At 70.5% G+C, this 11,375-nt stretch carries 9 protein-coding genes and 1 pseudogene; 8 read left to right on the top strand and 2 right to left on the bottom strand.

Features of this window, described 5'->3' with window-relative positions; all coding sequences use genetic code 11:
- Window positions 1-101 precede the first annotated feature (101 nt).
- The 3 genes from ABT009_RS46765 (at window position 102) to ABT009_RS46755 (ending at window position 5,053) form a co-directional block, all read left to right on the top strand.
- Entirely contained in the window at window positions 102-347 is a 246-nt protein-coding gene (locus ABT009_RS46765) for a hypothetical protein (protein WP_351309363.1), read from the top strand.
- Between the two features lie 254 nt (window positions 348-601).
- On the top strand, window positions 602-2,737 hold the full coding sequence (locus ABT009_RS46760; RefSeq protein ID WP_351309360.1) for an outer membrane protein assembly factor BamB family protein: 2,136 nt from the start codon (window positions 602-604) through the stop codon (window positions 2,735-2,737).
- A gap of 48 nt (window positions 2,738-2,785) precedes the next feature.
- On the top strand, window positions 2,786-5,053 hold the full coding sequence (locus ABT009_RS46755; protein WP_351309356.1) for a protein kinase domain-containing protein: 2,268 nt from the start codon (window positions 2,786-2,788) through the stop codon (window positions 5,051-5,053).
- A gap of 867 nt (window positions 5,054-5,920) precedes the next feature.
- On the opposite strand, the gene ABT009_RS46750 is transcribed toward ABT009_RS46755, so the two are convergent.
- Both ABT009_RS46750 and ABT009_RS46745 read right to left on the bottom strand, forming a co-directional pair.
- Complete coding sequence (locus ABT009_RS46750; RefSeq protein ID WP_351309353.1) at window positions 5,921-6,367, bottom strand: hypothetical protein; 447 nt, start codon at window positions 6,365-6,367, stop codon at window positions 5,921-5,923.
- Window positions 6,368-6,744: 377 nt separating this feature from the next.
- Window positions 6,745-7,119, bottom strand: a complete 375-nt coding sequence (locus ABT009_RS46745) for a DoxX family protein (RefSeq protein WP_351309350.1) — start codon at window positions 7,117-7,119, stop codon at window positions 6,745-6,747.
- Between the two features lie 118 nt (window positions 7,120-7,237).
- Here ABT009_RS46745 and ABT009_RS46740 point away from each other — a divergent pair, with 118 nt between their 5' ends.
- From ABT009_RS46740 to ABT009_RS46715, 5 genes and pseudogenes are all read left to right on the top strand, one after another.
- The gene (locus ABT009_RS46740; RefSeq protein ID WP_351309347.1) at window positions 7,238-7,765 is read left to right on the top strand and encodes a MarR family winged helix-turn-helix transcriptional regulator; all 528 of its coding nucleotides are present in this window, start codon (window positions 7,238-7,240) and stop codon (window positions 7,763-7,765) included.
- A 73-nt stretch (window positions 7,766-7,838) separates the two neighbouring features.
- A complete protein-coding gene (locus ABT009_RS46735; RefSeq protein WP_351309344.1) occupies window positions 7,839-8,504 on the top strand; it encodes an SDR family NAD(P)-dependent oxidoreductase in 666 nt (221 codons plus the stop codon).
- Between the two features lie 80 nt (window positions 8,505-8,584).
- The gene (locus ABT009_RS46730) at window positions 8,585-9,403 is read left to right on the top strand and encodes an SDR family NAD(P)-dependent oxidoreductase (protein WP_351309341.1); all 819 of its coding nucleotides are present in this window, start codon (window positions 8,585-8,587) and stop codon (window positions 9,401-9,403) included.
- 206 nt (window positions 9,404-9,609) lie between these two features.
- A pseudogene (locus tag ABT009_RS47675) lies at window positions 9,610-10,666 on the top strand (DDE-type integrase/transposase/recombinase).
- Window positions 10,667-10,788: 122 nt separating this feature from the next.
- Window positions 10,789-11,343, top strand: a complete 555-nt coding sequence (locus tag ABT009_RS46715; protein ID WP_502990106.1) for a transposase — start codon at window positions 10,789-10,791, stop codon at window positions 11,341-11,343.
- Window positions 11,344-11,375 lie beyond the last annotated feature (32 nt).

Genomic DNA, 11,375 nt, shown 5'->3' with positions numbered 1-11,375 from the left:
ATGCCTACTCTCAGCGCGAGGAAGCAGTTCCAGCCGCCGATAACCGAGCGTCACCTCGAAGCAAAAGTTGCCCATTGCGTTGGGGGCGTGAGGATGCCCCCTTGCGGCGTGCCGGTGAAGGTGTCCTGATACTCGCCGAGCTCCGCATCAGCCACGCCGGACCGCCCCGCATCTTCGCGACGCTCGAGGAGCAGATGACGACGTACGTTGGTGCCTCCGAGCACGAGGAGAAGTCCCCCGATCTGCTCGACTCCTGCGAGTGGGCACTCACCGATCTGTTCCTCGATGCGATGGCAGCCGGGGCCACGGCTCCTTCATCAGATGGGCGTCTGGCTGGTAGGAGGTAGTAGCTCAAGTCCGGTAGGAGCGCGACGGCATGCTCACGCAGCCGCTCGACCTTCTTGTTGAACGCCGAGATGGCGGGACCCAACCTCCAGCCCAACCCCGCGATCGTGAGGTTTCCGGGGAGGGTTCGCCGTAAGGGTGGTGACGGACGTGCGGAGTGGGAACCGTGGGGGTGGTGCCGGGAGTCCGGTGCAGGGAGGGCCCGTTGAGGTGGCGGGCCGGCATGGGACCGCGAGTGGGCAGGAGGGGCGGGACGGTGGCGTCGGTACCGTTGACGGCGGGGGATCCGGTACGGGTGGGCCGGTACCGGCTGCTGGCCAGGCTGGGCCAGGGCGGCATGGGCCGGGTGTACCTTGGCCGCTCGCCCGGCGGGCGTGCAGTGGCGGTGAAGGTAGTGCGGGACGCGCTGCTGCGGGACGAGGGGTTCCGGCGGCGCTTCGTGCGCGAGGTCGAGGCGGCACGGCGGGTGACGGGATTCTTCACCGCCGCGGTGGTCGACGCCGATCCGGAGGGGAACCCGGCCTGGCTGGCCACGGAGTACGTCCCCGGACTGTCGCTCCAGGACGCGGTGGCCCAGCACGGGGTGTGGCGGCAGCAGGCGGTACGCGGCCTCGGCGCCGCTCTGGCCGAGGCGCTGGCCGCCGTGCACGCGGCGGACCTGGTGCACCGTGACCTGAAGCCGTCGAACGTCCTGCTGGCGCCGGACGGCCCGCGGGTGATCGACTTCGGGATCTCGGCGGCGGCCGGCGACACCGCGCTCACCGAGACCGGGGTGGTGATCGGCACGTCCGGGTTCATCCCTCCCGAGCAGTTGCGCCACGAGGCCGCCGGAACGGCGGGTGACGTGTTCGCCCTGGGAGCGGTGCTGGCGTACGCGGCCACCGGGACCGGCCCGTTCGGCAATGGGGCGTCCCACGCGGTCAACTACCGGGTCGTGCACGAGGACCCCGACCTGCGGGGCCTGGCACCCGCACTCGCAGACGTGGTGGCCCGGTGCCTGGCGAAGGACCCGGGGGAGCGGCCCACGGTGGCGTGGCTGCTGGACGAACTGGGACACCCGGACCCCGCCGCCGACGACGACCGGCATGCGCGCCAGGGCACTCCGGCATCGGACGGGGGCGTCGCAACGGTCGGATGGATGCCCGGCCCGGTCGTCGACTCGGCCACACGGCTGCGGGCCGAGGTGCCCACCGAGCCCCTGCCCCGGGCGGGGGACGGTACGCCGGAGCCCCCGCCCGCCGCCGCCCCTCCCCGCAGCCGGCGCCGCCGCCTGCGGACGGCCCTCGCCGCGGCGACCGCCCTGGCCGTCACCGTGACCGGCACCGTCCTGTGGAAGGTGGCAGCGAGTGAGGACGACGCCGGGCCCTCCAGCCCTCCGAACGTCGAGCAGCTCTGGTCCCACACCCTGGCCGAGGGACAGAAGCTGACCGTGGCCTCGGAGGAGATGGTCTACCTCCAGCACGAGGACCGCCACGAGATCACCGCCCTGGACGTCACTGACGGCTCGCAGCGCTGGGCCCGCCGGGTCGAGGTCGCCGACGTCCGCGAGGACAGCGACTACCTGAAGGACCTGGGCAACGGCATCGAAGTCACCACCGTCTCGGGCGGCCTCCTGTACTACGGCAGCAGCGACCACCTGTACGCGGTGGACGCGGACAGCGGTGATTACCGCTGGAGATACAAGGACGACTCCTTCCATCCCGCCCCGATCGCCGTGGGCGACGCCGCCTACGCGCACATGACCGCGTTCTTCTATGTCCTCGACACGCGCACGGGGGACGAGCTGTGGGACTACGCGTACGACACCAATGTGTCCGACGACGTCGCCGTCACCGGTGACGCGGTCCTCGTGCACAGCGGGAAGAAGCTGATCGCCGTCGACACCCGTACGCACAAGGAGAAGTGGACCCACCAGGCCGCAAGCGACGCGGAGACGGCTCCCGTGGTGGCGGACGGCAAGGTCTACTTCGGCACCCGGGACGGCGCCCTGTACGCCGTCGACGCGAGGTCGGGCGACGAGGTGTGGCGCCGCAACTTCGAGGGGGAACTGTGGGATGGCAGGCTCGGCGGGGGAGCCGGTGAGCCCGAAGTGGTCGACGGAACCGTGTACTTCGAGAACGACGGCTACGTGTCCGCCTTCGACGCGGGCACCGGCCGGCCCCTGTGGCAGAAGAAGCAGGAGGCCGAGGAGCTGACGGCCATGACCGTGGTGGACGGCACCGTCCTCGTCCACGACTCGGAGGGATACCTGAGCGCGCTGGACGCCCGCAGCGGAAAGCCCAGTTGGCGGGAACCGCTCGACGTGGGCGGCGACGCGGACTTCCGGATCGTCGGGAACACCGTGTTCATAGAGCTCAACGGCCGGCTGACCGCCTACCGGGCCGCGACCTGATCCGTACCTGGCGCACGGCCGGGACAGTGACAAGGGAGGAGGGGCGGAGTGCAGGCGTTCACGCCGCTGGAGGCGGGGGACCCCGAGCGGGTCGGCCCGTACCGGATCGTCGGGAGGCTCGGCTCGGGCGGGATGGGCCGGGTGTACCTGGCCAGGTCGCCGGGCGGCCGGGCGACCGCGGTGAAGGTGGTGCACGAGGAACTGGCCGAGGACGCCGCGTTCCGCAGACGGTTCGGGCGGGAAGTGGCGGCGGCACGGCGGGTGACGGGCCCGTTCACCGCGCCCGTGGTCGACGCGGATCCGGACGCGGACCTGCCGTGGCTGGCCACCGCGCACGTGCCGGGCCTCCCGCTGGGCAAGGCGGTCGCTGCGCACGGCGCCTGGCCCGAGAGGTCCGTACGAGCCCTGGGAGCCGGGCTGGCGGAGGCGCTGGAGGCCATCCACGGGATCCAGATGGTGCACCGTGATCTGAAGCCGTCGAACGTGCTGCTGGCGGTCGACGGTCCCCGGGTGATCGACTTCGGGATCTCGGTGGCTGCCGGCGACACCAAGCTGACGCACACGGGGGCCGTGGTCGGCAGCCCCGGCTACCTTCCGCCCGAACAACTGGTCGGTCAGGAGGTGGGGCCCGCCGGTGACGTGTTCGCGCTGGGCGCATTGCTGGCATACACGGCGACCGGGTCCGGTCCGTTCGGCGGCGGGCCCGCGTACAGCGTCAACTACCGCGTCGTCCACGAGGATCCCGACCTGGAGGGACTGCCGGACGGACTCGCCGACGTGGTCGCCCGGTGCCTGGCCAAGGACCCGCTGGGGCGGCCCCGGGTGCCGGAACTCATCGAGGAGCTGGGCCGGTGGGAGGGGGCCGACGGGACCCGGGGCACGTTCACCCGCGCCACCTGGCTGCCGGCGCCGGTCGTCGCCGACGTCACCGCGCTGCGCGCGGCCCCGCTGCCGGAGGAGGCCGCCACGGCAACGGCGGACGCGGACCTGCCGACGGTCACTGTGGCGTCGCCGACCGCCGTCGCCACAGCGCGGCTCGGCGCGCCGCCCGCAGGACCTTCGTTCGCCGCCCGGCTGCGCAGGGCGGCCCGGCAGCGGCGTACAGCGGTTCTCGCCGCAGCGGGCACCCTCGTCGTCCTGGCCGTTGTCGCCGGCCTGCTCCTGCCCCGCGCCTTCTCCGGCACGTCGGGCCGGGGCAACGGGGCCGAGAGCACCGGCACCCCCACGGCCGCCGCGAAAGAGCTGGCGGTGCGGGAACAGTGGTCGTCCGACACGGACGTCTGGCGGCCGGTGGTCGCCGACGGCAAGGTGGTCGGGGACCAGGACGGCGTGCTGAAAGCGGTGGACGCTGGCAGCGGCAAGCCCGTGTGGACGTACGACGATCCGAGCGCGTCGTCCTTCGAGGGCGTGAGCGACGGTGTGGTGGTGGCCTCCAGCAGGGAGAACGGCACGATCCAAGGCATCGCCCTGGACAGCGGCAAGCAGGTCTGGAGCGTGCCCGCCAAGGCACACACGGTGCCCGGCACGACATGGGCTCTCTACATGCGGGTCATCGTGGCCGACGGAACCGTCTACGTGAACACCATGTACCACCTGCCCGAGGAGTCCGAGCGCTACGGCACGTACGCCGTGTCGGCGCTGGACACCGCCACCGGGCGACTGAAGTGGACCCGGCCGGTCGAGTGGACCCTGTCCGACGCGCTCGCGGTGGCGGACGGGGTGGTCTACGGCGGGGTGCGGGAGAGAGACGGCACCTACTTCCACGCCCTGGACGCGGACACCGGGGATCAGCTGTGGCGGTACCACGCGAGCGCGAGCCGGCATTACGCGGGCGAGGTGACGGCGATCACGGTGTCGGATGGCACGGTCTACTTCGGCGACAGCCGCAGTGTCCTCCACGCCGTCGACGCCCGGCGGGGCACGAAGCTGTGGACCTACGAACCTGACGTGCAGACTGCGGAGGAGTGGATCGAACCGCTCATGGTCACCGACGGCGTTGTCTACGGCGGGACCGGAGACGCCACCAGCGACTATGGAACCGGAGACGTGCACGCGGTCGCCGCCGACTCCGGGAAACCGCTCTGGACCGAGCACACCGAACGCGAACCCGAGCTGCACGGTCTGCTGGACGGCTCGGTGCTCTTCAGCACCAAAGCCGGCACACTGCACGCTGCGGATACCCGTACCGGCGCGTCCCCGGCCGAGACGCGCCTGTCGTCCGGCGACCCCGACGCGGCCGTCGTCGGCGACCGGGTGTACTTCGACGGCGGCGACGGACGCCTGCATGCGGGAAGGATCTCCCTCACCGACGGCTGAGCAACGCGGCGTGCCGTGGTGGACAGGGCCGGCCGGCGTCCCCTAGCGGCTGCTGCCATCCCGCCACAATCGCCGCTTGATCCGCCACCTGTGCTCCCCCAGAGACCTGCGGCCAGCCCTCGGCCGCTGCCTTAGGCTGCCCCGCCCTTGTAGTTGACCATGGTCGGGAGTGGGCACGGATGCGGCGTTGGCAGAAGCTCGTCATCGACACGTGGGGTGCGCTGGCGTACAAGCCGGCCTTCCAGGCCGCCGCCGAGGGGCGGCCGTCCAGCCTGCCCGGCCCTGCGCCGGCCGGCCTCGTGGGTGCCGGAAGAAGACCGCCGTCGTCTGGCGGCGTACACGGTGCTCGCGGCGTACGACACCAATCAGGCTGCCGCCCTGCTCGGCGAGGACGGTGCGGACCGGCGCGAGTACGGCGATCCGTCCCTGATTGTCGACCAGACGCTGGCCCATCTGCTGGGGGGACCCAGAAGATCACGGTGCCGGATGCGGTGGGCGAGGAGCCCGACGCCCCTGGCACGGGGGCGGCGACCACGCGTGAATCCGTGCTGCAGGGGTGGGCCGAGTCCGAGCACCTGTGGCTGCGCATGCAGCACGCGGAACGGACCGCCGTCCTCCTCGGCGACGCCGTGTACCTGCTGGCCTGGTCACGGGCGAAGGAGCGACCACTGCTGGAGACCATCGACCCCGGTTTCTACTTCCCCGTACTGCCGGATGGCGCGATCGGCGCCGACAGCTACCCGGAGCGCGTGCACCTGGCCTGGGAAGTCCCGGCGGACCCGGCGACTGGTCGCAAGGGGACGCTGCGCCGGGTGACGTACGAACTCGGCCCGATCGGCGACGACCGAACACGACCGCCACACGCCGCTACCCCTGGTCTGCCCGCCCCAGCGCTCGCACCTGCTCTCTCACCGATGCCGAATGGGACTTGGAGCACGTCAACCGCGGCGAAGGAATCGACGCGGTGTCACTGAAGTACGCCCGCTTCCGCACGAACGCGGACGGCGAGGTACTCGACCACCTCGACCTGCAGCTGGACTTCATCCCGGTGCGTTCCTCCGGCAGGAGCGGCAGTTCATCGTCGGTGTCGGCGACCTGGGCGGCAGCGGTCACCAGCAGGTCGGGGGCCTGGTTGCGGAAGGCGTCGAGGACTTCGTCGATGCGCTGGGCGTACGGGCCGAATACGGCCATGAAGTGTGCGGCCGGCATCTGCTGCCACTGCCGGGCGAAGTAGGGGAAGATCTGCGGCTTGGTGACGCCGGCCGTACCCGTCGCCTTCACCCTCGCATACTCGTCGTCAGGCATGTCGATCAAGTCGAGCAGGTTGCCCGAAGCTGATGTCAGCCCATGCATCAGATAGCGGTACTCCGAAGAGTTGGACCGAACGGTGGTGGCGACATCCAGGAGACGAGCGGCGGCCGTTCGCGATGTCCTTCCGCTTGAGGGCTTCGTCGTCGCTGTGGACGTAGTAGGGGCCTTCGGTCGTCTGCGGAGATGTGCTCGTAGTCTGTTCACGGGCGGCGTCGGCACCGGCCAGGACATCCGCGGCAGGGCGACCGTGGGCCGCCAGGATGGCGTGGAGTGCGGCGACCTGCGCGTCGGCCTCAGGGCCTGGAACGGCGCGTTCCAGGCCCTGAGGCCTGGAACGGCGCGTTCCGCCGCGCTCACTGGGCGGGCGAGGGTGCCGGGCGCTAGAAGGCGTGCGGGCCGAAGCGGCCCCAGGCCAGCACGGCCGCGAGCGCCAGCAGGACGGCTTTGACGGTGATCATCTGGGACTCTTTGCGGCGGCCGTGGGTGACGGCCGCGCCGAGCATCAGCACCACGAGTCCGGTGGCGGCCACCGGGGCCAGGATCTCCGCGATTCCGACGAGCGGCGGGAGGACCAGGCCGAGGGCGGCGAGGACTTCGAGTGCGCCGATGAGCTTGACCGGTCCGGTGCCGAAGTCCTCGGCCCAGCCCAGTCCGGAGGCGCCCAGCTGCTGCGGGGTGCGGCTGAGCTTCATCGCTCCGGCCAGTAGAAACACGGCTGCCAGTACAGCCGCGACGATCCACAAGAAGACGTTCATAGCTCCTCGCCACTCCATCAGTAACTTCAAGGTTGGACTGACCGTACCGCGCGAGATTACTTCAAGCTAAGAGTAACTGGCTTGGCTTTTTGCTCCACGCTTGGAGTATGTTGGGGGCATGGACGACTCACCGGAAACCATCGAGCCGCGTTGGCTCGACGCCGACGAGCAGCAGCAGTGGTACGCGTTCGCGTATGTGCTGACCCAGCTGCCGGCGGCGCTGGAGGCGCAGATGCAGCGGGACGCGGGCATCGCCCACTTCGACTACGTGGTGATGTCCGCGCTGTCGGGGGCGCCGGAGCGCACCCTGCGGATGAGCGAGGTCGCCCAGTACGCCGGAAGCACGCTCTCAAGGCTGTCCAACGTGGTCATCCGTCTGGAGAAACGCGGCTGGGTACGCCGCCACCCCGACCCCTCCGACGGCCGCGCCACCCTGGCCACCCTCACCGACGACGGCATGGACAAGGTCGCCGCCGCGGCCCCCGGCCATGTCGACGCGGTGCGCCGCCTGGTCTTCGACCCGCTTACCAAAGCGCAACAGCGGCAGCTCGGCGCCGCCTCCCAGCGCATCCTCGGTGCCCTCAAGGCGCCGTGTCCCACCGACTGGGCACCGCCCGGCGCCACCCCGGCAAGCGACCGGGACTGACCCCGGCGCACACCCCTTCGTCTTCGCCCGGCCGACTGGCCGGGACCGCACCACCCCTCGTTTAAGGACACGTATGCCCACCATCGCCATCGTCGGAGCCGGCCCGGGGCTGGGTCTGTCCATTGCCAAGGTTTTCGGCGGCCACGGTTTCGACGTCGCCCTGATCTCCCGTTCCAAGGACAAGCTCGACGCCCTGGTCTCCGAGCTCTCCGAGGCCGGGATCACCGCAGAGAGCTTTCCCGCCGATGTCGGCGACTCCGCCCAGCTCACTGGTGCGCTGGAGGCCGCGATCGCGCGGTTCGGGCGGATCGACGTCCTGGAGTTCTCCCCGCACGCGGGTCTGTCCATGACCTCGCCCACGGAGGTAACCATCGACACCCTGCGGTCGCAGATCGACAGCCTCCTCTACGGCGCGGTCGCCGCCGTCCAGTCGGTGCTGCCCGGGATGCTCCAGGCCGGATCCGGCACCCTGCTGTTCACCACCGGTGGCGGCGCGATCAACCCGTACCCGATGCTCGCTGACACCAACATCGCCCAGGCGGGCCAGCGCAACTGGGCGATCAACCTCCACAACACCCTCGCCGACCAGGGCATCTACGCGGCCAACGTGGCCATCAACCTCATGATCGGCAGCCAGGCCCCCGAGGGCGTCCCCCACCGCGCGCCGGACGAGATCGCCCTGGACTACTGGACCCTCCACACCGAGCGCGACCAGGCCGAGCACCTCATCAGCGCCTGACGGCAGCACACCGACGTTGGGCGGCCACCGGTCCACGCTGTCAGCGGCCGGTGGCCGCCCGCCCCTTATCCCGGAGCACCATGAAGACCATCCTCATCAGCGGCGGCAACAGCGGCATCGGCCTCCAAGCCGCCAGAGACCTCCTTGCCGACGGCAACCGGATCGTCCTGGTGGGCCGTGACCCGCGCAAGGGCCAGGCCGCGCTCGCCTCGTTCGGCACGGCCGCCGACCGGGCTTCCTTCCTTGCCGCCGACCTGTCCACTCACGACGGCGTCCGTGCCGTCGCCGACCGAATACTGGCCGAGCACGACCGCATCGACGCCCTCGTGCACTCCACCGGGGTATTCACCTCGCAGGAGAGCCGCACGGCCGACGGACTCCACCCGTTCTTCGCGGTCAACTACCTCAGCCGCTACCACCTCACGCAGCTCCTCCTGCCTGCCCTGCGCCAGGCCGGGCGGCCGGTCGTGCTGATGATGACCGCCGCGGTCCCGCCGACCGACGACGCCGACTTCGCCCGGTTCCCCGAGTTCGCCCCCTTCGACTTCGGCCACGACCGCAAGCCGATCCAACTCGCCAACCACCACTACGCCGCCCACCTCACCCGCACCGAACCGGGCCTCGCCGCCGGCGTCGTGAACGCAGGCGCCGCCAAGACCGACATCCTGCGCATCGCCCCCTGGTACATGCGCACCAGCGCCAAAATCCTCGGACCGGTCCTCTTCGACTCCGTCGAAACCTCCGCGCACAACGTCGTCGAAGCCACCCGGCGCGACGACTGGCAGACGCCCCTCTACTGGGGCAAGCCCGGCCGCTTCGAACAACACACACCGATCACCCTCAACACCACGACTACCGAGCAGCTCATGGACACGTCCCACACCCTCACCGGCGCCTGACACCACACCACCCCCGGCCCCAACCCGCGCGCCCACGGCCCTCAACAGGCCGACCTGCGCGCGGGTTTCCCTGTTGCGCCGTCCGGGATTCCACGAACCCGCGCGCTTCCATGCAGAACCAGAAAGCCCCATGCCCGCAGTAGCCAGTACGCGGCGCGGTCGGTCACGCCGCGTGCGGCGAGCATGTCGAGCACCGCAATGCGCCCCTGACCGAAACCGGCCGCCTCAGTCTGGCCCTCTGCGTGGTGCGCGACGGCTGGCCGCTACGACGGGCAGCCGAACGCTTCCAGGTCTCACCCACCACCGCCAAGCGATGGGCCGACAGCTATCGCGAACAGGGCGGAGCCGGCATGCGCGACCGATCCAGCCGCCCTCACCGCAGCCCGCACCGCACTCCGACCCGCACCGAGAGACGGATCATCAAGGTCCGGATCCTGCGCCGCTGGGCCCCGCCCGGATCGGCTACCTGCTCGGGATCAATCCCGCCACGGTGCATCGCGTACTCACCCGCCACTGGCCCGCCCGCCTGACCCACCTCGACCGCGCCACGGGCCGTGCCATCAGGCGCTACAAGCACCATGCCCCAGGCGAGATGGTGCACGTCGACATCAAGAACTCGGCAACATCCCCGACGGGGGCGGACATCAGGCCCTGGGCCGCCAGGCCGACCGCAAGAACCGCGCTGGCGGCGGCTACAGCTACCTCCACAACGCCGTGGACGGCCACTCCAGGCTGGCCTACAGCGAGATCCTGGCCGACGAAAGCAAGAGACCGCCGCCGCATTCTGGATCCGCGCCCAGGACCACTTCGCGCAGGCCGGGATCACCGTCCGTCGAGTCCTCACCGACAACGGCTCCTTCGCCCAGCTCGCGCCGGCCACCTGGCAGCTGGCCGAGGTGCGCTTCCTCGACGCCACGGGGCGTGGGGTCGGTCACGCGGGTATACCCGGGCGCGCGCTTGATCTCCGGGTAGTCGGTGGTCGCCCCGTCCAGCTCGAACCAGGGCGGTGCCGATGACCATGCCGAGGATCTCGCCGATGGCGCAGCCGCGCACCTGGCGCGAAACCCTGCTCGCCGCAGGAATCACCCACAAGCGCACGCGCCCCTACGGCCCCCAAACCAACGGCAAAGGGAACGCTTCAACCGCACCCTTCTCGATGAATGGGCATATGCCAGGCCCTACAACCACCATCGCGGACACACCGCGTTGAAAGGCCAGCCACCAGCCAGCCGCGTCCCCAACCTCGCGGGGCAATACATCTAGGCTTGCCAGTCCTACCAGGAGTCCGGGTGTACGTATCGTCCGAGTGCCAGTACTCGTCATGCCCTGCTCATGGCCGGGGTGGTGATTGTCTCTCGCGGCGGCACTTCTACCCCGGTTCGACGATGACCGACGGGCAGTGGGCGCTGCTGGCGCCGCTGCTCCCGGCGGCGGGGAGCACCGGCGGGCGCGGGGGCAGGCCCGAGAAGTGGGACCGGCGCCTGGTCCTGGACGCGATCTTCTACCTGGTCCGCGGTGGGATCGCCTGGCGGGCCCTGCCAGCCGACTTCCTGCCGCACCAGACCGTCTACGCCCTGTTCCGCCGGTGGACCAGCGCGCGGGCGCGGTGCCGCGGTTTCGTCCGCGACGCGCGCAAGATCTGGGACCTGGCCGTGGCGATCGTCAAGCGCCCCGACCAGGCCAAGGGCTTCGTCCTGCTCCACCGCCGCTGGGTCGTGGAACGCTCCTTGCCCAACCGCCTGGCTGACCAAGTTCCGCTGGCTCGTACGCGACTACGAGACCCTCCCAGCCACCCACGAAGCCATGATCTGGACCGCCGCCACCTGGCAGCTCAGCAACCGCCTCACCCGCTGACCCAGTTCACCAGACGCTCTCTCAGAAGCCGTTGCTCTATCGATCGAGGTGAGCATCGGTTCGAGTGTGCCGACTCGGTGGGGTGATCTTCGGTCGGGATGTGCATGAGGGCAGGGCC

This window comes from Streptomyces sp. NPDC002896 (assembly GCF_040295225.1).
Taxonomy (GTDB): domain Bacteria; phylum Actinomycetota; class Actinomycetes; order Streptomycetales; family Streptomycetaceae; genus Streptomyces.
The sequence above is the reverse complement of the archived record's forward strand: the minus strand, read 5'-3'. Positions and strand labels throughout refer to the sequence as shown.